Origin of the sequence: Streptomyces sp. Act143, assembly GCF_003143935.1 — a bacterium.
In the GTDB taxonomy this organism is placed as follows: domain Bacteria; phylum Actinomycetota; class Actinomycetes; order Streptomycetales; family Streptomycetaceae; genus Streptomyces.
Genome location: NZ_QFRX01000001.1, coordinates 193,453 through 215,600, shown reverse-complemented (window position 1 = coordinate 215,600; position 22,148 = coordinate 193,453). Strand labels below are relative to the sequence as shown.

Annotated in this window: 17 protein-coding genes and 1 pseudogene; 8 read left to right on the top strand and 10 right to left on the bottom strand. The window is 69.3% G+C overall.

Features of this window, described 5'->3' with window-relative positions; all coding sequences use genetic code 11:
* The first annotated feature begins 1 nt into the window (after position 1).
* Positions 2-1,399 (top strand): cytochrome P450, encoded by a 1,398-nt coding sequence (locus DI272_RS00950; protein ID WP_258314407.1) that lies wholly within the window; start codon positions 2-4, stop codon positions 1,397-1,399.
* A 76-nt stretch (positions 1,400-1,475) separates the two neighbouring features.
* Here DI272_RS00950 and DI272_RS00945 read toward each other — a convergent pair whose 3' ends face one another.
* From DI272_RS00945 to DI272_RS00935, 3 genes are all read right to left on the bottom strand, one after another.
* Entirely contained in the window at positions 1,476-1,682 is a 207-nt protein-coding gene (locus DI272_RS00945; protein WP_109493232.1) for a ferredoxin, read from the bottom strand.
* Between the two features lie 32 nt (positions 1,683-1,714).
* Positions 1,715-2,362 (bottom strand): LmbU family transcriptional regulator, encoded by a 648-nt coding sequence (locus DI272_RS00940; protein ID WP_109493231.1) that lies wholly within the window; start codon positions 2,360-2,362, stop codon positions 1,715-1,717.
* 224 nt (positions 2,363-2,586) lie between these two features.
* Positions 2,587-3,441, bottom strand: coding sequence for a TetR/AcrR family transcriptional regulator (locus DI272_RS00935; RefSeq protein WP_109493230.1), 855 nt, complete (start codon positions 3,439-3,441; stop codon positions 2,587-2,589).
* Between the two features lie 115 nt (positions 3,442-3,556).
* Here DI272_RS00935 and DI272_RS00930 point away from each other — a divergent pair, with 115 nt between their 5' ends.
* From DI272_RS00930 to DI272_RS00915, 4 genes are all read left to right on the top strand, one after another.
* Entirely contained in the window at positions 3,557-4,441 is an 885-nt protein-coding gene (locus tag DI272_RS00930) for a siderophore-interacting protein (RefSeq protein WP_109493229.1), read from the top strand.
* 79 nt (positions 4,442-4,520) lie between these two features.
* Entirely contained in the window at positions 4,521-5,504 is a 984-nt protein-coding gene (locus DI272_RS00925; protein WP_109500608.1) for an ATP-binding cassette domain-containing protein, read from the top strand.
* The gene (locus DI272_RS00920; RefSeq protein ID WP_109493228.1) at positions 5,494-6,261 is read left to right on the top strand and encodes an ABC transporter permease; all 768 of its coding nucleotides are present in this window, start codon (positions 5,494-5,496) and stop codon (positions 6,259-6,261) included. The genes DI272_RS00925 and DI272_RS00920 overlap by 11 nt, the downstream gene beginning before the upstream one ends.
* Before the next feature lie 87 nt (positions 6,262-6,348).
* On the top strand, positions 6,349-8,619 hold the full coding sequence (locus DI272_RS00915) for an excinuclease ABC subunit UvrA (protein ID WP_109493227.1): 2,271 nt from the start codon (positions 6,349-6,351) through the stop codon (positions 8,617-8,619).
* Positions 8,620-8,849: 230 nt separating this feature from the next.
* Here DI272_RS00915 and DI272_RS00910 read toward each other — a convergent pair whose 3' ends face one another.
* The 7 genes and pseudogenes from DI272_RS00910 to DI272_RS00880 form a co-directional block, all read right to left on the bottom strand.
* Positions 8,850-9,503 carry a DUF4232 domain-containing protein gene (locus tag DI272_RS00910; protein ID WP_109500607.1) on the bottom strand — a complete coding sequence of 218 codons (654 nt, stop codon included), beginning with the start codon at positions 9,501-9,503 and terminating at the stop codon, positions 8,850-8,852.
* A gap of 281 nt (positions 9,504-9,784) precedes the next feature.
* A complete protein-coding gene (locus tag DI272_RS00905; RefSeq protein WP_109493226.1) occupies positions 9,785-12,439 on the bottom strand; it encodes an RICIN domain-containing protein in 2,655 nt (884 codons plus the stop codon).
* A 153-nt stretch (positions 12,440-12,592) separates the two neighbouring features.
* A pseudogene (locus DI272_RS45025) lies at positions 12,593-12,691 on the bottom strand (non-reducing end alpha-L-arabinofuranosidase family hydrolase); the annotation flags it as partial.
* 329 nt (positions 12,692-13,020) lie between these two features.
* Positions 13,021-14,472, bottom strand: coding sequence for a GH1 family beta-glucosidase (locus DI272_RS00895; protein ID WP_181387041.1), 1,452 nt, complete (start codon positions 14,470-14,472; stop codon positions 13,021-13,023).
* Positions 14,473-14,562: 90 nt separating this feature from the next.
* The gene (locus tag DI272_RS00890; protein ID WP_109493225.1) at positions 14,563-15,504 is read right to left on the bottom strand and encodes a carbohydrate ABC transporter permease; all 942 of its coding nucleotides are present in this window, start codon (positions 15,502-15,504) and stop codon (positions 14,563-14,565) included.
* Positions 15,505-15,517: 13 nt separating this feature from the next.
* Positions 15,518-16,489: a carbohydrate ABC transporter permease gene (locus DI272_RS00885; RefSeq protein WP_109493224.1), complete on the bottom strand. Its 972-nt coding sequence runs from the start codon at positions 16,487-16,489 to the stop codon at positions 15,518-15,520.
* Positions 16,490-16,597: 108 nt separating this feature from the next.
* Positions 16,598-17,908 carry an extracellular solute-binding protein gene (locus DI272_RS00880; RefSeq protein WP_109493223.1) on the bottom strand — a complete coding sequence of 437 codons (1,311 nt, stop codon included), beginning with the start codon at positions 17,906-17,908 and terminating at the stop codon, positions 16,598-16,600.
* Between the two features lie 284 nt (positions 17,909-18,192).
* Between DI272_RS00880 and DI272_RS00875 the strand changes: the two genes are divergently transcribed.
* The 3 genes from DI272_RS00875 to DI272_RS00865 all read left to right on the top strand — a co-directional run bounded on the left by DI272_RS00875 (position 18,193) and on the right by DI272_RS00865 (position 22,127).
* On the top strand, positions 18,193-19,209 hold the full coding sequence (locus DI272_RS00875; RefSeq protein WP_109493222.1) for a LacI family DNA-binding transcriptional regulator: 1,017 nt from the start codon (positions 18,193-18,195) through the stop codon (positions 19,207-19,209).
* A 205-nt stretch (positions 19,210-19,414) separates the two neighbouring features.
* A complete protein-coding gene (locus DI272_RS00870; RefSeq protein ID WP_109493221.1) occupies positions 19,415-19,933 on the top strand; it encodes a hypothetical protein in 519 nt (172 codons plus the stop codon).
* A gap of 433 nt (positions 19,934-20,366) precedes the next feature.
* The gene (locus DI272_RS00865; protein WP_109493220.1) at positions 20,367-22,127 is read left to right on the top strand and encodes a S8 family serine peptidase; all 1,761 of its coding nucleotides are present in this window, start codon (positions 20,367-20,369) and stop codon (positions 22,125-22,127) included.
* Positions 22,128-22,148: the final 21 nt, after the last annotated feature.

The window sequence follows — 22,148 nt, the reverse complement described above, 5'->3', positions numbered from 1 at the left end:
CATGTCTCCCACGTTCCAGGACGTCCCGTCGGCCGGCGGGGGAGCGGCGTGCCCCGCCGGCCCGCACATGATGGACCCCGATCTGCTCGCGGACCCCTTCGGCGGTTACGGCCGGCTGCGCGAACAGGGCCCGGTCGTCCGCGGCCGGTTCGTCGACGGCACGCCGGTGTGGTTCGTGACCCGCTACGACGACGTCCGCGCCGTGCTGCGCGACCCGCGGTTCGTCAACACCCCCTCCCACGTGCCCGGCGCACAGGGCGCCGATCCGCGTGAGGGGATGATGGAACTGCTCAACGTCCCGGAGCACTTACGGGTCTACCTGCTCGGGTCCATCCTGGACAGCGATCCGCCGGACCATTCGCGGCTGCGCCGTCTGGTGACCCGGGCGTTCACGGCCCGCCGTATCCTCGATCTGCGTCCTGCCATCGAACAGATCGCCGACCGGCTGCTCGCCGAACTGCCCCACCGCGCGGCGCGGGACGGGACGGTGGACCTGCTGGAGCACTACGCCTACCCCCTGTCGATCACGGTGATCTGCCGGCTCGTCGGGATCCCCGAGGTCGACCTGGAGCGTTGGCGGGAATGGGGCGGGGACCTCGTGTCGATGCGGCCCGAACGCCTCCGGCACTCCTTCCCCGTGATGATCGACTACTGCCATCAGCTGATCGAACAGCGTCGCGCCGCGCTCAGGGACGATCTGCTGAGCGAGCTGATCCGGGCGCAGGACGACGACGGCGGACGGCTCAGCGACACGGAGGTGGCCACCATGGTGCTCACCCTGGTGCTGGCCGGCCACGAGACGAGCACGCATCTGATCGGCAACGGCACCGCGGCCCTGCTCACCCGTCCCGACCAGCTGGCACGGCTCAAGGCGAACCCGGCGCTGTTCCCGAGAGCGGTGCACGAGCTGATGCGCTGGTGCGGCTCGGTGCAGGTGGCCCGACTGCGCTACGCCGTGGAGGACCTGGAGCTCGCCGGCACACGCGTCGCCCGCGGTGACGCGGTCCAACCGGTACTGGTCTCCGCCAACTTCGACCCGCGGCACTACACCGACCCTGACCGGCTTCACCTGATCCGTCAGCCGGATGGACAGGCCGAGAACCACGTGGGCTTCGGCCACGGCATCCACTACTGCCTGGGTGCGACGCTGGCCCGGCAGGAGGGTGAGGTGGCGCTCGCCCGGCTGCTGGCCCGCTACCCGGACCTCGCGCTCGCGGACGGCGATCCGGAGCGGGAACGCGCCCGGCTGCCCGGCAGCTGGCGGTTGAACGCGTTGCGCCTGCGGCTCGGCCCTGCAGCGCGCACAGCTGAAATGCGTACAGCGGAAGGGGGCGCAGCTGAAGGGGGCGCAGTTGAAGGGGGCGCAGCTGAAGGGAGCACAGTCCCCTTCGGCCCATGAGGTGGACGCAGCACTGAGGGCTCCATGGTCTGCACCATGGAGCCCTCAGCCCTGGGGGGTGGCGGGAGTTGCGTCGTCAGGCCTCAGGTGGGTCGTTCCCCACGGTGATGGCCTGGACGGGACAGGACAGCGCGGCCTGGGTGACCTGCCGCGGGGCAGTCGTCCGCGCTCCGCCGGGCACGAGCGTGGCGTACCCGTCGTCGTCCTGGGTGAAGACGGCGGGTGCCGTCAGGGTGCACTGCCCGGACCCGATGCAGGTGCGATGGTCGATGCGGATCTCCATCCGGGGTGGCCTCCGGTGGTCGGACGGGGGCGTCATGGGCCGAGCTCGTGCGCGGTGGCACGGTCGAGCGTCAGCAGGACCCACTCCTCGAAGTCGCGGTCTCCCCTCGATGCGGCCTCCCGCCACCGCTGGACACGGTCGGAGGGGGCGTTGATCCGGAGCTGGCTGGGCCGCGCGGGCGTGGCCGGCCGGTTTCCTCTGCGGCTCTCCCGCAGCCGCAGTCGGAGCTGGTTGCGTGACCAGCCGTGCTGCTCCGCCTGGTCGAGCCAGGTGTCGGCCTCCGCCGGCGGCAGCGAGGCGACCTCGGCGTGATGGCCGAAGCTCAGTGTCTCGCGCCGACGCCAGAGCTCGAAGTGCCGTGCCACCCAGGCGTAGTTGCGCAGTGTCTGGTAGTCGAGGCCCGCGGCCTGGACTCCGGTCTGGTACCGGTCTGCGTAGCGGTCCTGACCGTAGACGAGCCAGTCGCCCAGGCACCAGGCGGAGGAGTCGGCGATCTGGAAGATGTGCTGCCCGGCCTTCTCCCATCGGTCGTACGTGAGGCTGGTCGGTATCTTGAGGCCGACCCGCGTGGTGAAGATTCGTTCCTGCTCGCCGGGTCTGCGAGGGCGGGCCGCCTCCGCCGCTCGGCGGCCGACTGGTAATTGACGGTCACTCCGGTCGTACTTTGCGATGTGCTGCACCGGCTTTCTCCTGAAATCGGGGCATGATGCATCTCCACCATTCATCGCGCCCTCGAGTCATTAAGGGCGCAGGCTCGAAAAACGGTAGTCACCGTTCGAGATACCGTCAATGAATATTTCCGGCCGGAGATGGCCGATTGGGGTCCAATCGGCTTCGATGCCGACCGCTTCGGGGTGCGGCAACTGCGGCATCGTGCGGACCCGCCCGGGCCCGCACGACCCTCTCAGGGGGTGCCGGCCGAGGCGTGGACCGTGCCGTCGGAGTCGGTCCGCACCGCCGCCTCCACGCCGTCGAGGATCAGCCCCAGGCCCACCCGGAACGCCTCCCTCGCCTCCTGCTCCATGTGTGACGCGGCGTCGCCCGCTTCCGACTCGGTCATGGCGGCGAGGCTCGCGGTCGATTCCAGGGCCGCGAGGGCGGGGAAGCGTTCGGTGAAGTCGGGCGCGAACTCCGCGAGCAGCGCGGACCGCTGCGCCCACCACTCCTCATCGGGCACCCCGGTCTCCGGCGCCGCCTGCCGGTGTTCCGTCGCGACCAGGGCCATCCCCCGCACGAACTGGAACAACACCGCGATGACCCGTCTGACGTGCAGGGGTTCCAGACCGATTCCGCCCAGGATCCGGACCACCGTCTCCAGGCGCGCGTACTCGTTCGGCCCGAGTACGGGTCGGGCCTGCGAGACCTGGAGCACCCAGGGGTGGCGCAGATAGAACGCCCAGGCGTCCTCGGCCCAGTCGGTGAGCGCCGGGCGCCACCCCGCGTGCGTGTCGTAGTCCGTGGGCAGTTCGGCCAGTACCCGGTCGTGCATGAGGTCGACCAGTTCGCTCTTGCTCGGCACGTACGTGTAGAGCGCCATGGCGGTCCGCCCGAGCCGGGTGCCGACCGCCCGCATGGACAGGGCCGCCATGCCCTGTTCGTCCGCCACCGCGACACCCGCGGCCACGATCGTGTCCACGTCGAGTCCGGGTTTGGGTCCGGGTTTGGAGCCGGGTTTGAGAGCGGGCCTCCGGGATTGGGCCGATCGCCAGAGCAGGGACATGGACCGGCGGGCATCACCCTGTCCGGCGAAAACAACCACCTTGCAACTCCTTACTGCATAAAGTAACCTCACCGGCATAACTCTTTACGCTGTAAGGATACCAGCTGGGCGGCCAGCCGCCCCGGTATGCCCGCACGTTCGTGGAAGGTTTCCGATGGCAGAGCTCCCCGTCACGTTCATCCAGGTCACCGACATCACACGCATCACACCGCGGATGGCCCGCGTGACGTTCGAGGCCGACCACCTCGAAGACTCCGTCGGCCTGACCCCGGACCAGCAGCTCAAGCTCTGCTTCCCCCGGCCCGGCCAGGAGCGGCCCGTCATGCCGGAGCAGAGCGACGACGCGACGGGCTGGTACCAGGCATTTCTGGCCATTCCGGAGGACGAGCGGCCCTGGATGCGCAGCTTCACCCTCCGCCGGCGGATGCCCGGGACGAACACCGTCGAGGTCGACTTCGTCCTGCACGGCGACAACGGTCCCGCCAGCGCCTGGGCCGGTTCCGCCCGCCCCGGCGACCGGCTCGGCATGGTCGGCCCCTCCGCGCTCTACACCGGACCGGTCGCCCTGACGGACTCGATCGCCGCCGCCGACTGGCTGCTGATCGCCGGCGACGAGACAGCACTGCCCGCCATCGGCACCCTGCTGGAAGCCCTGCCCGAGCAGGCCCGCGCCCAGGTCTACATCGAGGTCGCCGACCGCACCGAGCAGCAGACCTTCCAGACGTCGGGCGACGTCACCCTGCACTGGCTGCACCGCGACGGCATCCAGGCCGGCCGCAGCGAGGCCCTGGTCGACGCCGTCCGCGGCGCCGAGTTCCCGCCCGGGAGCCCCTTCGCCTGGCTGGCCGGCGAGGCGGGCGTCGTCCGGACCCTGCGCCGCCACCTGGTCAACGACCGAGGTATCGACAAGCGCGCGATCGACTTCAGCGGCTACTGGCGCGTCAAGCTCACCCAGGACGACGCCCCGACCGCCGAGGACATGGCCGAGGCACAGGAGCGCCTCGCCGAGTACCAGGCGGCGGCCGATGGCCAGTCCTGACGAGCCGCGCGCCGAAGCCGGCATCCCGGCCGGGCGCCGCGAGTCGGCCGGCCCACTGCCGGGCCGAGAGAAGGATTTCATGATCACAGTACGAGGACTCGCCCGCCGGTTCACCGTCCGCGGCCAAGATGTCGAAGCGGTCAAAGGCATCGACTTCGACGTGGCGCCCGGGGAGGTGGTCGGATTCCTCGGCCCCAACGGAGCGGGCAAGACCACGACCTTACGGATGCTCACGACCCTGCTGAGCCCCACCGGCGGAACCGGCACCGTGGCCGGCTGCGACCTGCTGACGGACCCCCAGGGCGTGCGGCGCAGGATCGGCTGCGTACACCAGGGCGGCGCCACCTGGCCCGAGTCCAGGGTCGCCGAGGAGATCGAACTCCAGGCCCGGCTCTACGGTCTGTCCCGCACCGAGGCCAAACGGCGCGGGGCCCTGCTCGCCGAGCGGCTCGACCTCGCCGGCCTGGACCAGCGCCCCGTCAAGACGCTCTCCGGCGGCCAGCGCCGCCGGCTCGACATCGCGCTCGGACTGGTCCACGAACCGACGCTCGTCTTCCTCGACGAGCCCACCACCGGGCTCGACCCGCAGAGCCGGGCAAACCTCTGGGACCACGTCCACCGCCTGCGCTCCGAGCAGGGCACGACCGTCTTCCTCACCACCCACTACCTCGACGAGGCCGACGCGCTGTGCGACCGGATCCTCGTCACCGACCACGGCACGATCGTCGCCGAGGGGACCCCCGACGCACTCAAGGCCCGCGTCGCCGGCGACGCGATCACCATCGAGGTGACCGACCGGGTCGCGGAGGCGGCCGACGTCGCCGGGCGGCTGACCGGCGCGAGCGAGGTGAGCGTCGACGGCGACACGGTCCGCTTCCGGGTGCCCCGCGGCGACTCCGCCCTGCCGGAGCTGCTGCGCGCCTTCGACGGCCGGGGGATCACCATGGCCTCCGTCAAGGTCAACCGGCCCACCCTCGACGACGTGTTCCTCAGCCTCACCGGGCGCTCCCTGCGGGACGGCGAAACCAGGCCCGAGGCCAGGGAGGCCGCCCATGCTGCGTGACACCCAACTGATCTTCGTGCGGGACATGAAGCTCGCGCTGCGCAGCCCGACCTGGCTGCTCATCGGGATCATGCAGCCGCTGCTGTACCTGTTCCTCTTCGGCCCCCTGATGGTGTCCGTGGTCGACCACACCCCCGGCTTCCCGCCCGGCAGCGCCTGGGCGGTCCTCACCCCGGCCCTCATCGTGCAGACGGCACTGTTCAGCGGCTCGTTCGCCGGGGTGGGGCTGCTCACCGAGTACCGGGTCGGCGTCGTCGACCGTTTCCGCGGCACGCCCGCGAGCAGGGCCGCCCTGCTGTTCGGCAAGGTCCTGGCCCAGGCCGTGCAGGCCACCGCGCAGTCCGTACTGATCGTGCTGGTGACGCTGCTCGTCTTCGACCTCGACGTCTCACCGACCGGGCTGCTGCTCAGCCTGGCGATCGCCGCGGTCCTGGCCATCACACTGTCCTCGGGATCCTACGCACTGGCGATGGTCCTCAAGAGCGAGGCGGCGTTCCCCGCGCTGATGAACGCCGTGCTCCTGCCGCTCCTGCTGCTGTCCGGGGTGCTGCTGCCGGTCTCCGAGCAACTGGCCCCCGGCTGGCTGTACAACCTGGCCCGGATCAACCCCCTGACCCACGTGGTCGACGCCGAACGCGCAGCGTTCCGGGGCGACTTGAGCGCCACGGGACTGCTGACCGGCTCGCTCGTGCTGCTGGTCATGGCCGCCCTCGCCCTGCTGTGGGGCACGCGGACCTTCCGCAAGGAGAACGCCTGACGGCACCGCCCGCAGGCCCACCCGAGACCGGGCTCCCCCTTACATCCCCCGCAGGGGGGAGCCCACCCGCACCACCGAGGAGCACGCGTGAGGACCGACGCCATCAAGGTGACCGGTGCCAGGGAGAACAACCTCAAGAACGTCTCGCTGCAGATCCCGAGACAGCAACTGACCGTCTTCACCGGTGTCTCCGGCTCGGGCAAGTCGTCCCTGGTGTTCGACACCCTCGCGGCCGAGGCCCAGCGGCAGCTCAACGAGACCTTCAGCGCGTTCGTCCGGACCTTCCTGACCGACCACGGGCGGCCGGACATGGACGCCGTCGAGAACATCTCCGCGGCCGTCGTCATCGACCAGAAACGCCTGGGCGGCAACCCCCGCTCCACCGTCGGCACGGTCACGGACATCAACCCGCTGCTGCGTCTGCTGTTCTCCCGGGCCGGCGATCCCGCCGGCCTGCCACCGAGCGCGTTCTCCTTCAACGACCCCCAGGGCATGTGCCCCACCTGCGAGGGCCTCGGCACCACCGTCCGCCTCGACCTCGACGCGTTCCTCGACCGCACCAGGTCCCTGAACCAGGGCGCGCTGCTGCACCCGGACTTCTCCACCGACAGCTGGTACTGGCTGAGCTATGTGGAGTCCGGCCTGTTCGACAACGACAAGCCGCTGGCCGCCTTCACCGAGCGGGAATGGCAACTGCTGCTGCACGGCGAACTGCCGGGCAAGATCCGCCTGCTCTGGCAGGGCAACACTCTCAACGTCCGCTACGAGGGCCTCGTCGACAAGTTCACCCGGCTCTACGTCAAGAAGGAGGACATGTCCGAGCGCGGCCGCCGGGTGTTCCAGCGGTTCGCCCGCACCGCCTCCTGCCCCGACTGCGACGGCACCCGCCTCGCGCCCGCCGCGCTGGCCACCCGGATCGGCGGTCACCACATCGCCGACCTCACCGCGATGGAGGCCCAACACCTCGCATCCGTCCTGGCGGAGCTCGACCTGCCGCGGGTGAAACCGGTCCTCGACGACCTGACCACCCGCCTGCACCACCTGGTCGACATCGGACTCGGCTACCTGAGCCTGGACCGGGAGACCCGCACGCTCTCGGGCGGCGAGTCCCAGCGGATCAAGATGGTCCGACACCTGTCCAGCAGTCTCACCGAGATGCTGTACGTGTTCGACGAGCCGAGCATCGGCCTGCACCCCCGGGACGTGCACCGGCTCAAGGAACTCCTCGTCGCATTGCGGGACAAGGGCAACACCGTGCTCGTGGTCGAGCACGACCCCGACATCATGGCCATCGCGGACCACGTGGTCGACATGGGCCCGAAAGCCGGGACACTCGGCGGCGAAGTGGTCTTCGAGGGCGGCTTCGACGCACTCACCCGCGCCGACACCCTCACCGGCCGCCACCTGAGGCACCGACTGCCTCTCAAGACCGAGACCCGGCGCGTCACCGGAACGCTCACCGTCACCGACGCGAGGAGTCACAACCTCAAGAACGTGACGGTCGCCTTCCCCACCGGCGTCCTGACCGTGGTCACCGGAGTGGCCGGATCGGGCAAGAGCACGCTGGTCAACGACGAGTTCCTCAGTCGGCACCCCGACGCCATCGTCATCGACCAGTCGGCGGTGACCACCAGTCGGCGCTCCAACACCGCCACCTACAGCGGCCTGATGGACCCGATCCGCAAACTGTTCGCCAACGCCAACAACGTCAGTGCCTCCCTGTTCAGCGCCAACTCCAAGGGCGCCTGCCCCAACTGCCAGGGGCTCGGCGTCCTCTACACCGACCTGGCGTTCCTGGACACGCTGAAATCGGTGTGCGAGGTCTGCCGAGGCCGCCGCTTCTCCGAGGACGTCCTCGGCCACCGCCTGCGGGGCAGGTCCATCAGCGACGTCCTGGAGATGACGACGGCCGAGGCGGCGGACTTCTTCACGGAGCCCAGGCTCCGCCCGGTCCTGCACGCCCTGAACGAGGTGGGGCTGGACTACCTGCGGCTCGGCCAGCCGCTCAGCACCCTGTCCGGCGGCGAGTGCCAGCGCCTCAAACTCGCGGCCGACCTGCACCGCGTCGGAAGCGTCTACGTCATGGACGAACCCACCACGGGCCTGCACATGTCGGATGTCCACCGCCTGCTCGGCATCATCGAGCGCCTCGTGGACCAGGGCAACACCGTCATCGTCATCGAGCACAACCTCGACGTCGTCAAGAGCGCCGACTGGATCATCGACCTCGGCCCCGAAGGGGGCAGCGGCGGCGGACGCATCCTGTTCGAGGGAACGCCGGCCGATCTCCTGAAGACCACCGACTCCCACACCGCCACGCACCTGCGGCAGGACCTCGCGCAGGCGACACGCGTCTGATGCTCTCCTGGGGCTGCAGAGGCCGGGCAGGGCTGCCAACCTGTCCGGCCTGGACGACCACTCGGCGCGCGAGGCGCCGCTGCGGGCGGTGAAGAGCCAAGGGCGGCATTCCTCTATCCAGCACGAAGTCGTCGCCCGCACCTCATTCCCAGGGGTGCCTCGTCAGCCAGGCGGTCACGCAGTGCCGACCATCTCCCCGTGCCGGCTACGCCTGTTGCGCCTGGAATCGGTCAGGAAGGCTCGACAGCTGATACGGCGGTGACGGTCACGGTGTCGTCGCACTCGGCGAACTGTCCGTCGTCCAGGGCCACCTGGTGCGCTCCGGACCCCGGCAGCCGGACCACCATCGTGGGATACACCACGGGTGCCGAACCGGATACGCAGTATCCGTCGGCCTCTCCCTGCACCTGTACGAACGTCAGTTTCACCCACGCCTTGCCGCCGGGCAGCACCTTCACCACTGCCGCGGCTCCGGTCGGTTTGACGGTGAGCGGCACGTTCATCTCGGGAGAGCCGTTCCCGGCGCCGGCCACGGCGGGGTGGCCTTTGAGGATGCATGTCCGTGCGGACACATTGGTGAACTCGACGACGGCTGCCCCGGTACCCGTACCGGCCGGCCGATCGGTGGCCTGACGGGCGGTCACTTTCAGACTGCCCGCGGCGCACGTAGCTGCCGAACCGGGAGCGGATGCCGAAGGTGCGGAGGCGGTGGGCGCGGGCTGGGAGACGGACGGCGTCGCTGTGCTGACGGCCCCGGACGGGGCGACGCCGCCTCCTGCGGTGCCCGCATCGTCCTCACCGGGCTGACACCCCGTCACCGCCAGAGTCGCCGAAGCCACGACGACCGCTACCGCCGCATGGCGCATCGCGTTCACATACCGCATGCCGTCCCCCAAGTCCCAGTTGTCCGGAGTGCGGCTCCCAGCCGCCCCGTCGATCCAGACAGAACCGTGGGGCCGGCAGTTCTCTCGCACGCCGACCTGTGACGCACCGGTGACGAATTCCCCGAACAGGCGTGGGTTCTGGTGGATCAGCCAGGGCGTTTCCAGCATCGACGCCCTGCCGACCGAGGCCGCTCCATCAACGACCCCCGACCGCGACGCTGTGTGAGGGCGTGCGGCCGGGGTGGGCCTTCGGCTGTTGCGCCCCCGGAGGGGGCAGTGCGTCAGGACGACGGGGTGCCGTACTGCAGGCCGCGTCCGTTGGTGCCGACGTAGACGCGGCCGTAGGCGTCCGGGTCGCCGGTGATGACGCCGACGCTGCCGATGGCGCCCCACTGGTGGGCCTTGTCGTTGACGCGGACCCAGGTGGCGCCCTTGTCGGTGGAGCGGAAGACACCGTTGACGTTCTTGACGGTGCCGATCAGATACAGCGCCTGGTAGCCGGTGCCCGGCTTGGCCTTGCCGAAGCCGAGGGCGGAGGCGGACTGCACCGAGTTGAGCGTCGTGAAGGTCCGGCCACCGTCGGTGGAGTGCAGCAGCCCCTTGCCCTGGCCGGCGATCCACAGGTCACCGGCGATGCCGGGGGCGGCCGTGAGCTTGCCGGAGGGCAGGTTGCCGGCGCGGGCGGTGAAGGTCGCGCCGCCGTCGGTGCCGGCGTACAGCGTGCCACCGGACAGCGAGTAGAAGGTCCTGGCCGAGGAGCGGTCGGCGACGACCACGGCGTCATTGCCCAGGCCGCCGACCCGCGACCAGGTCGCCCCGTTGTCGGTCGAGCGGTACGGGGCCTGGCCGGCCTCGGTCCAGACGATGCTGGAGCCGTCCGCCGCGAGCGCGATGTGGCCGTCCTGGGCGCTGGGCACCGGCTCTGACGTGAAACCGTCCCAGGTGCGGCCGCCGTCGGTGGAGTAGGCGCCGTCCTGCGCGCCGCCCCGGCCGACGCGGACCATCATCGAGGGCTTGGACTGGGCGAAGTCGATGTCGGTGCTGTTGGTCATCATCGGGTTGCTCAGCCGGCCGGCCGGCACCTTGGTCAGGTCGTCGTGCCGGAAGCCGCCCTGGTCGCCCATGGCGGTGACGACGGTGGCGCCGCCGGGCGGGGCGATCGCGTCGATCAGCGCGGTCTCCTCCAGGCCCCGTGCACCTATGCTCCAGTGGCTGGTACCGCCTGTGTCGGAGGCGTCGGCGTCCGTGCTGCGCAGGATGCCGTTGCCGGTGCCGTACAACACGTGCCCGGAGTTGAAGGGATCGATGGCCAGAGCGGTCATCCAGTGCCCGGTGTGGGTGCCGACGTACGGGGCGGCGGCGGCGCTGCGCTTCGACTTGTCGGCCAGGGCCTTCCAGGTCCTGCCGCTGTCGGTGGTCCGGTAGATCTCGTCCTCGGGCCACCAACGGCCGAGGGTGGTGACCATCACCGTGGCGGGCTTGCGCGGGTCGACGGCCAGACCGGAGAACCCGTAGTCGCCCTGGGACGGGGAGACGTTCTTCCACGTCCCGGAGGCCGGCGTGTACTTCCACACCGAGCCCCCCGTCACGCCGTTGGGTCCGAGGTTGTTGGTGTACGTCAGGTACAGCGAGCCGTCACCGGAGAGCACGCCGTGCTGCGGCATCTGGCCGGTGGGCTGCCCGGAGACGGCCTGCCAGGTGCTGCCGCCGTCGGTGGAGCGGTACAGGGAGGTGGACCTGTCGCCGACGCCGACGTAGATCGTCTTGCTGCCGGCCTTGCCGTAGGTCACGAAGGAGATGCCCGCGCCGCTGCCCGCGCCGTCCTTGACAGGGAACGAGGAGACCTGACTCCATGTCACGCCGTGGTCGGTGCTGCGCCACAGGCCGTTCTTGCGGCTGCCCAGCAGCAGGTTGCGGTTGTCCGCGGGGTCGATCACGAGCCGCTCGCCCGCGCCGCGGCCGTCCTCGTTGCCGCCCACCTTGAACGGCAGGTCGGTGCGCTTGAAGGTGCGGCCCTGGTCGGTGGAGCGCAGGATCGCGCCGTTGCCCGCCCAGTCGTTGGTGTAGGTGCCTGCCATGAGGTAGAGCCGCTTGGGGTCGACGGGGTCGGTGGCCACCGAGTCGATGCCCAGCAGGTTCCAGTCCTTCTCGCCGATCCAGTCGGTCAGCGGGATCCACTGCTCGGCCCCGGTGTCCCAGCGGTAGGCGCCACCCATGTCGGTGCGCGCGTACAGCAGACCCTTCTGGCGCGGGTTGAACACCAGCCCGGTGACATAACCACCGCCCACCACCTGGGCGTTCTTCCACACATACGGTCCGGCCGCGGCCGTGGTCCGCGCCCCGTCGGCCCCGGCCGTCTGCGCCGAGCCCGTCTTCACCAGCTTCCACTGCTGGTTGACGCCCCCGTGGCCGGGATACTGGACGACCGCCGCGCCCTCGGCCGTGGAGCCTCCGGAGACGTCCAGGACCTGGCCGCTCTTGCGCGAGGTGAGAGTGACGGCGTCGGAACCGCTCACCTTCTCGATCCGCCACTCCTGGGACGTGGCGGAGCTGTCGGTCTGCTGCTCGGCGACGGCTCCCTTCGCGGTCGAATCGCCTGCTATACCGAGCACCTTGCCGCTGTTGCGGTTCACCAGCTCGTAGTAGCCGCCCCCGGCGGGCTTCAGCCTCCACTGCTGGTTGGCGGTGCTCTGGTCGGTCCACTGCTGGATGCGGGTGCCGTCGGCGGTGGAGAAGCCGTTGACGTCCAGCACCTTGCCGCTGCGCACGGAGACCAGCCGGTAGTAGGCATCGCCGTCGACCGTCGCGGCCTGCGAGTCCTCCTGCGTGAACAGCAGATACGGCACCACGGCGGCGGGCACGCCGAGCAGTACAGCGGTGGCAGTCCAGCGACGGCGATGACGCCCGCGGCGCCCGCCGTTCGTGGGGTTGTTCATGGGGGGTTCGCTCTCCTTGCATGCCTCTCACCAGAGGTGAGGCGGATCCAGGCTCCGGAACGGCTGGATCTCCGACTCCCTGTGGTCACAGGCCCCGCACAGGGTTGCCGAGAGCCGGAAACTTCTTTGAGAAAGGCAGGAACCCCGGCCGACGTCGATGGTCATGGTCTGGTCGGGGTTGCTGCGGACCAGGTCACCGTGGCTGATGTCGTTGGTTCAGGTGGCGCCGCTGTTGGCCTTGCCCGCGAAGGGGCCCCTCCGGCACCTCGAACAGGTTCTTCACCGTGTCGCTCATGACGGTCGTGTACGAAGGAGCCGTAGCCGGGCGCTCGACGGCCATGACGGCTATGACGGCCGCGGCCTGTGGAGCCTCCGGCCGCGGCCACTGCTGCCGCCGGTTGAGGCTGCGGGCCTGGCCGGCCGCCGAAGCGCTGACCGGCCAGCCTCCCCTGTCACTCCGGGCACCCAGCATGTCGCCTTTTCCGTGCCGATCGCGGAGCCGTCACCACGGGGCCGGTGATGAGGCCCTCGCCGTCTCGTCGGCGGTGCGGCTCTTCCCGTGCTCACCGGCTCCCGTGGCTCTACTCCGGCAGGGTGGGCAGGGCGTTGGCGCGGATCACGTCGGCGTACCACCGCGCGCTGGACTTGGGGATGCGGGTGCCGGTCGGATAGTCGACGTAGACGGCGCCGAAGCGCTTGCTGTAGCCGTAACCCCACTCGAAGTTGTCCAGCAGGGACCACAGGAAGTAGCCCCGGACATCGACGCCGGCCACGATCGCCCGGTGCACGGCGGCCAGGTGGCCCTGGAGATAGGCGATGCGATCGGGGTCGGCCACCTCGCCTTCCGGATTCACGTAATCGTCGAACGCGGCCCCGTTCTCGGTGATCACCAGAGGCATCGCGGGGAAGTCCGCAGCGAGCCGTGTCAGCAGGTCGTACAGACCACTTGGGTCGACCGCCCAGCCCATCGCGGTGGTGTTGCCCGGCGGTCGGTGGAAGGCGACGTCGTCGGCGCCCGGCCAGGGGCTGTGGTCGCTCATCCCGTGGCCGTCGGAGCCATGGCCGGCCTCGCCCCGAGCGGCGGAGACGAGGGTGGGCGTGTAGTAGTTGACGCCAAGGAAGTCCAGCGGCTGGTGGATCGCGGCGGTGTCGCCGTCCCGTACGAACGACCAGTCGGTCAGGCGCGCTGTGTCGTGGAGCAGATCCTGGGGGTACTGGCCCTCCAGGAGAGGGCCGGTGAAGACGCGGTTGGCCAGTGCGTCGATCCGCCGGGCCGCGTCGACGTCCTCCGCTGTCTCGGTCAGTGCGCGGACGTGATGGATATTGAGTGTGACGGACGCCTGTGCGTGGGCGGGGAGTTCGGCGCGCAGCGCCTGGACGGCCTTGCCGTGGGCGAGGTTGAGGTGGTGCGCCGCGCGCAGGGCCGCGACCGGGTCGGTGCGCCCGGGCGCGTGGACGCCCGAGCCGTATCCGAGGAAGGCGCTGCACCAGGGCTCGTTGAGGGTGATCCAGGTCTTCACCCGGTCTCCCAGCGCATGCGCCGCAAGAGCCGCGTAGTCGGCGAACCGGTCAGCGGTGGCGCGCTCCGGCCAGCCGCCGGCGTCCTCCAACTCCTGCGGCAGGTCCCAGTGGTACAGCGTGACCACCGGTTCGATGCCCTTTTCCAGCAGTGCGTCGGTCAGAGCGCGGTAGAAGTCGAGTCCCTTCTCGACGGCCGGGCCGCGGCCGGTCGGCTGTACGCGTGGCCACGACAGGGAGAACCGGTAGGCGCTCACTCCGAGGTCGGCCATGATCTCGACGTCCTCGCGCCAGCGGTGGTAGTGGTCGGTGGCCACGTCCCCGGTGTCACCGTTGCGCACCCTGCCGGGCGTGTGCGAGTAGGTGTCCCAGATCGAAGGCGTGCGTCCGTCTGTGGCGGCGGCACCCTCGATCTGGTACGCGGCGGTGGCGGTGCCCCAGGTGAATCCCTGCGGGAATCTGCGGACGGCGCTGTTGTACGGGGCGGGCGCGACGCGTCGGATGGCGGTGGTCACAGGGGTCCTTTCAGATGCGGGGCAGGGTGGGAGAGGTACGGCAGCGTGGCGGCGGCGAAGGACCATGGCAGCTGGAGGTCGGCAGGGCGTTCATCCCTTGACGGCTCCCTGCATGATTCCGCCGACGATCTGACGGCCGAAGACGACGAAGAGAGCGAGCAGAGGCAGCGTGCCGAGCAGAGCGCCCGCCATGATCAGCGACTGGTCGCGCACATATCCCGCGCTGAGCTGGGTGAGGGCGACGGGCACGGTCGGATTGGTCATGTCGAGCACGATGAAGGGCCAGAAGAAGTCGTTCCAGGCGTGCACGAACGTGATCATGAACAGCACGGCCATGGGGGGCCGCGCGATCGGCAGCACGATGCTCCAGAAGATGCGCAGGGAGTGCGCACCGTCCACCCGTCCGGCCTCGACGAGTTCGTCGGGCAGTGCTTCGGACAGGTACTGCCGCATGAAGAAGACGCCGACGGCGCTGACGAGGGTGGGGAAGATGACGGCGGGGAGCTTCTGGCCCCAGCCCAGTTCCGTCATCATCATGAACAGCGGTACGACGCCGAGTTGAGGCGGCACCATCATCGTGCCGATCACGAGCATCAGCAGGATGTTGCGGCCCTTGAAGCGGAGTTTGGCGAACGCGAAGCCGGCGAGGGTGGCGAACAGCACCGTGGACAGGGCGATGGCACCTGCCACGATCAGGCTGTTGAGCATGGCCTTGCCCAGCGCGGCGTCCTGCCAGGCCTTGCCGAGATTCTCCAGGAGGTGAGGTCCGGGCAGGAAGGGCGGAGGCGTCTGGGTGACGCGCGTGTTGTCGGTCGACGCCGCCACCATCGTCCAGTAGAGCGGGAACAGCGAGAGCAGCGCCGCGAGCCCCAGCAGGATGTAGGCGACGGGACCCGCGTGGTGCTGACGTCCGGCACCCGGGTGCCGGAACAGCTGCCGGCGTCGTGCACCGGACGGGGTGGCCTTGCGGGTCTTGCGCGCGGCCTCGGGGCGTACGTCCGTCGCCTGGACCGGGATGCTGTCTGTGGTCATGGAGATCTCCCGGTCAGGTCCTGCGCGTGGTGATGCGCTGGACGATTCGTTGGACGACGAACACGAGGATGAGCAGCAGGAACATCGCCCAGGCGACTGTGGCGGCCCGGCCCATCTGGTAGTTCTTCCAGCCCTCCTCGTACAGCAGCAGACCCAGCGTCTGGTACTGGTTGTCCGCTCCTCCCGTGATGCCGTTCGGGCCCTGGCCGAAGATCAGGGGTTCGCCGAAGAGCTGGGTCGCGCCGATCGTGGACAGGACGATGGTGAACACGATGGTGGAGCGGATGCCGGGGACGGTGACCTTGAGGAACTGCTGCCATCGCGAGGCACCGTCGATGGCCGCGGCTTCATAGCGGTCGCGGGGGATCGCCTGCATCGCCGCGAGGTAGAGCAGGGCGTTGTAGCCGGTCCAGCGCCAGATGACGATGGAGGAAATCGCCGTCTGCGCGGCCCACTTGTTGTTCTCCCAGTCGATGTTGTCGACACCGAACAGGCTCAACCCCCAGTTGATCATGCCGAAGTCGCGCTCGAAGAGCATCGTGAACACGAGGGCCGCGGCACCGACCGAGGTGGCGTACGGCGTCAGGGCGGCGACGCGGAAGAACGTCGAGCCGCGCAGCCGGTAGTTGAGCAGGTGCGCCAGGCCGAGCGCCATCAGCAGCTGGGGCACGGTCGACAGGACGCCGATGGTGAAGGTGTTGAGCAGCGCGTTCCAGAACCGGTCGTCTTCCCACAGCGCCGTGTAGTTGTCGAAGCCGACCCACTCCATGAGGTTCAGGGTCGACAGTTCGACGCGGTGCAGGGAGATCCATGAGGTGTAGATGAGCGGGTAGAAGCTGAAGGCGGCGAAGACGATGAAGAACGGGGCGATGAAGGCGTACGGCGCACCCCGGACGTCGAGGCGGTGCAGCAGCGTGCGGCGCCGCTGACGCTCCGCGCCGATGCCGGGCGCGGTGTCTGGGGGTGTCGAGGTGGAGATGGCCACCGGAAGGCGTCCTTCCTGGACGGGTGGTGAGGCGGGCGGGGGCCCGGCGGCCCACACGGGCCGCGCGTGGGGCGCCGGGCGACGGGGGAGGCGGGCGACGGCCCTGGGTCAGCCGGCGGCCTTCTTGATGCGCTCGTCAGTGGTCTTCCACGCCTCGTTCGGGCTCTTGTTCTGTGCCTCGATCAAGGTCAGGCCCTGCGAGAAGATGTCCTTGATGGTGCCGTCCTTGCGGCCGAGCACCTGCTCGTCGGGGATCTCCTGGGCCGCGGCTCCGAAGATCTTCCCGATCGGGGCGCCGCTGAAGTAGTCCGACTTGGCATCGACGACTTCGGGCATCTCCAACGCGGTCTGCGACGAGGGGAAGTTGCCGATCTTCTCAAAGAGGTAGGCCTGCTGTTCGGGTGCGGTGAGCCAGGCGACCAGCTCCTGCGCCTCCTTCTTGACGGGGCTCTTCTCCATCACGCCCAGGAACGAGCCGCCCCAGTTGGCGCCCTTGGGCGCCTTGGCGACGTCCCACTTGCCCTTGTTCTTCGGTCCCGCCTTCTCGCTGATGTGCGCGAGCATCCATGCCGGGCAGACGGTGCTGGCAAAGGTGCTGTTGGCCAGTCCGGGGTCCCAACCGGGCTGGAACTGGCGGAGTTTGGCGGTCAGATCGGACGTGGCGGCTTCGGAGGCCAGCTTCCACGCGTCCTTCACGACGGGGTTGGTGGCGTAGATCAGCTCGCCCTGCTTGTCGTAGAACTGCTGGGAGTTGCCGTAGATCATGGCGTTGAACAGGCCGCTGGAGCTGTCCATGAAGGCGACCTTGTCGTCCTTCGAGTTCTGCTTGAACCGCTTGCCCGCGTCGACGTACTTGGACCAGTCGCCCTCCCACAGCTTGGCGACCTCGTCGCGGTCCGTGGGCAGGCCGGCCTGTTCGAAGAGGTCCTTGCGGTAGCAGACCGCCATGGGGCCGATGTCGGTGCCGAGGCCGATGACCTTCTTGTCCGCGGTGGTGACCTGGCTCTGTTTCCACGGAAGGAAGTGATCCGTGCCGGCCACGCCTGCCAGATCGACGAACTTGTCCTTCTGGGTGTCGGACAGTTCCTTGGCCCGACCAATTTCTATGCCCTGGATGTCCTTGAGCCCGCTGCCGGCGGCCAAGTGGGTCTGCAGGGCGGTGTAGTAGGTCTGCTCGTCGCCCGCGACGTCCGCCTTGATGACGACGTTCGGGTGTTCCTGCATGTACTTGTCGAGCAGGCCGGTCTCCTTGAAGCCCATGACGCCGAAGAGCCCCATGGTGATGGTGACCTTGCCGTCCTTCTTCCCCCCGCCGGTTCCACCGTCACTGCCTCCGCAGCCCACGACCAGACCGAGTGCCGACGCAACCGACACGGCGGCTACGGCTCTCGTACGCAACTTCCTTCGGAACTTGTCCATTTCGTCCTCCAAGCGGCGGCGCTGACGCACCGGAGTTCGGGCCCCACGGCCTCGCTCCGCAGGCGCGATTTGTCCGGTGGGTACGTTCCCAATCCAGGGTGGGAACGTGCCCACTCGGGAGTCCGCAGCCTGGTCGCCGCGCAAGGCGCCTGTCAAGAAGTTGAATCCACTTCGTTGCCGAAAGATGTCGCGAGCCCGCCCCCGGACCCCGAGGGCGCTCTTTGCGGGTCTGGCACAATGCGCAGGTGGAAGCCGTCTGGGCATCGCCGAGCGAGGGAGGCGTCGTGGGGGAGAGGCAACGCCCGACCATCATCACCGTGGCCGCGCGCGCCGGTGTCGGACGCACCACGGTTTCACGAGTCATCAACGGGTCCGAACTCGTGAGTGAGAAGGCGAGGGCCGCGGTGCTCGCGGCGATCGCGGAACTGAATTACGTCCCGAACTCGGTTGCCCGGGGGCTGAAGACGAGCAGGACGAACTCCGTGGCCCTGGTGATCCCGGAGTCGGAGAGCAGGCTGGGCTCGGAGCCCTACTTCTCGGCAGTCATCCGCGGTGTCAGCACGGCCCTTGCGGAGACCCGCACGCAGCTCCAACTGGTGCTTGTCCGCGACCAGGCCGAACGGGACCAGCTCACCGAATCGGTCGCCGAACGACGTGTCGACGGGGTGCTGCTGGTTTCGGTGCACGAGCATGACCCGCTGCCGGGGCTGCTGGAGGACATGGGACTGCCCACGGTGCTCGCCGGACGCCGTTCCTCCGAGGAGTCGCTCAGCCATGTGCACTCCGACAACGCGGGCGGGGCGGCGACGGCCGTCAACCACCTCCTCGCGCGGGGGCGGCGCACCGTCGCCACCATCAGCGGACCGCTTGACATGGACGTAGCGCGCAGCAGGCTCCAGGGCTGGCGCGAGGCCCTCGAGAAGGCGGGGCACGAGGCCGGGGACCGGCTCGTGGCCTCGGCCGACTTCACCGAGGAGGGCGGGGCGGCGGCGATGCGTTCACTCCTTGAACGGGTCCCCGAGCTCGACGCCTTGTTCGTTGCCTCGGACGTCATGGCGGCGGGGGCGCTGGCAGAGCTGCGCAGGCAGGGGAGGGGGGTCCCCGACGACGTGGCCGTGGTGGGATTCGACGACTCCATCATTGCCCGGCACACCAATCCGCCCCTCAGCACCGTGCGCCAGCCCGTCGAGGAGATCGGCAGCATGATCGCCCACATCCTCCTGGAGGAGATCGACGATCGTGACAAGCCGCGTCGGCGCGTCACGCTTCCCACCGAGCTTGTCGTACGCGAATCGTCGTGAGTCCATGCGGGGATGCTGGTCAGCCGGCTGCCCGACCACGGGATTCACCGACGAGGCCCCGATCAGGAGGTTGCGGTCAATCCAGCGCAGCTTGCCGGCACCGTGAGGCCCTACTACGGACGATGTCCGAGCCCTCCGCGTTGAGTCCCAACCGACGGGTGGACCGCCTGGAGCGCTGCACAAAAAATCGCCCGCTACCCGCTGAATGACCGAAGCCGAGCAGGTGCACACCTCGGCTTACCCGCCGATACGGCCAACCCGTGATCCCGACTCGGCAGGCAAGAACTGCGGCCTGGAGAACGCCATCCGCAGCCGCGTCGGCGCCCACTCCTTCGCGGCCAGGGTCTTCAATGCGGGCGTCCCATCCGTCTTCGGCGAGCAGTCGGCGCAAGCGCTCAGCACCCTGGGCGAGGAGGCGGCGCGGGTTGCCGAGGACAGTGCGAGGGGAGTGCCGCTGGTCTTTGACCCGTTCGGGGACGTGATCAGCGCCGTCATACGCGAAGAGAGCCTGCTGTACTGTGCGTTCGCCCCGGACGACGTCTTTGAACCCGAACAGTTCCACGACCTGTCCGGTTCGTGTAACCGGTTCGACATCCTCGACCTGCGAGTGCACCTACGGCGCGTTGAACCCATCTCGTATTCTCCCAGGGCTTTGACCGAGGCTCCTGACGACGCAGCCTCAATCGCCCGTACGCGGGCCGCGCCACCGCCACCCGTTCGGTGACTCGGAAGACGACTCACGACCCGCAGACCGACCGACGAAGCCGCCCCGAACTGGCGCGGAACCTGACCCGGGACCGAACGCGCGTCGCCGGACGAGACGCCTACGTTGAACGAGCCGGTCGCCGCGCCCCGGTCGGCCGCGACCATGGCGTGTCCATCGCTCCCGTCGCCCGCCACCGCGGCGAACTCCTCGACATCCCGTCTACGGCGGGCCCCTACGCCCGCGCCGCCATGCTGGCACACAGTACGTCGCTTTTCAGTCATGCCTCCGCTACGCCCCTGTACGGAAAGGTACTTCCCCGCAAGGGCATGCACCTGACATCTTGCACCCACCACTGGTTTCGTACGGCCCGGCCGGTGCCTTCAGCGCGGCCGGGCCGTCTTCGGAGGACGCATTGATACCCCACATATCCAGCCGACCGAGACGCACGTTGGTGCTGGCGGCCACGCTCGGCGCCGCCCTCGCGTTCGGCGCCCCGGGCGCCCTCGCGGGTACGCTCCCGGTCGTCCCCTCCACCGCGCCGGCCGCCAAGGCCCACGGCCCGGCCGCCGCGACCGCTTCCCCGAGTGCGGCCTGGGTGGCCGGCACGCGCGCCTACCTCGTGATCACCGCCCCCGGTGACAATTCGACGGTCCGCTCCGCGATCGCGGCCAACGGCGGCACCGTCTTCTCGAACTTCGACGCCATCGGCGTGATCGTCGCCCACTCGACGTCCAGCACATTCGCCGCCACCATGCGCAGCGTCGCCGGCGTGCAGCAGGTCGGCGCCACGCGCACGTCGGACGTCCCGGCCGACGCCTACACCCCGGCACTCCCGGCCAATCCGGCCCAGGCCTCGACCCCGGCCGGAGAACCGGTCCGCGCCGACATGAGCCAGATCAAGGCCGACCAGGCCTGGGCCGTGAACCCGGGCTCCGCCTCCGTCACGGTCGGCGTCCTGGACACCGGTGTGGACGACCAGCACCAGGACCTGGCGCCCAACTTCGACGCGGCCGACTCGGTCTCCTGCGCCTACGGCAAGCCCGACACCCGTGCCGGCGCCTGGCGGGACGTCGACACGCACGGCACCCACGTGGCGGGCACCATCGCCGCGGCCAAGAACGGCAAGGGCGTCGTCGGCGTGGCTCCCGGGGTGAAGATCGCCGCGGTCCGGGTCGCCGAGCCGGGCAACTCCTTCTTCTTCGCCGAGAACACCATCTGCGGCTTCGTGTGGGCCGGTGACCACGGCTTCAAGGTCACCAACAACAGCTACTACACCGATCCGTGGCAGTTCAACTGCCCGGACAACATCGACCAGGCCGCCATCATCGAAGGTGTCAAGCGCGCCCAGGAGTACGCCGAGAGCAAGGGCTCCCTCCAGGTCGCCGCAGCGGGCAACGAGAACTACGACCTCGCCCACAAGACGACCGACTCCGCGAGCCCGAACGACTCGACGCCGGTCACCCGCACCATCACCAACGCCTGCCTCGACATCCCGACCGAACTGCCGGGCGTGGTCACGGTCGCGGCCAACGGCACGGGCGTCACGAAGGCCTCGTTCTCCAACTACGGTCAGGGCGTCATCGACATCGCGGCGCCGGGCAGCAACGTGTACTCCACCGTCCCCGGCGGCGGCTACGGCAGCAAGAGCGGCACCTCGATGGCCACCCCGCACGTGGCGGGCGTGGCGGCACTCATCGCCAGCGCCAACCCGGGCATCACCCCGGCGGACCTGCGCGCCAGGCTGGCCGCCCAGGCCAACGACATCGCCTGCCCCTCGGACAGCCGCTGCACGGGCACGACGGCCAACAACTCGTTCTTCGGCGAGGGCCAGGTCGACGCGCTCAAGGCCGTGGGGACCACCCCGCCGCCCGGCAAGTACTTCGAGAACCTTGCGGACTTCGCCATCAACGACAACGCGACCGTGGAGAGCCCGATCACCGTCACGGGTGTGACCGGCAACGCCCCGGCCACCCTCAAGGTGGGTGTGGACATCAAGCACTCCTACATCGGTGACCTGAAGGTCGACCTGGTGGCCCCGGACGGCACCGTCTACACGCTGCACAACCACTCCGGCGGCAGCGCCGACAACATCGCACAGACCTACACCGTGAACGCCTCCGCCGAGGTCGCGAACGGCACCTGGAAGCTGCGCGTCAACGACAACGCAGCCTCCGACACGGGCAAGATCGACGCTTGGAACCTGACCTTCTAGCACAGAGCCCGACAACGCCCG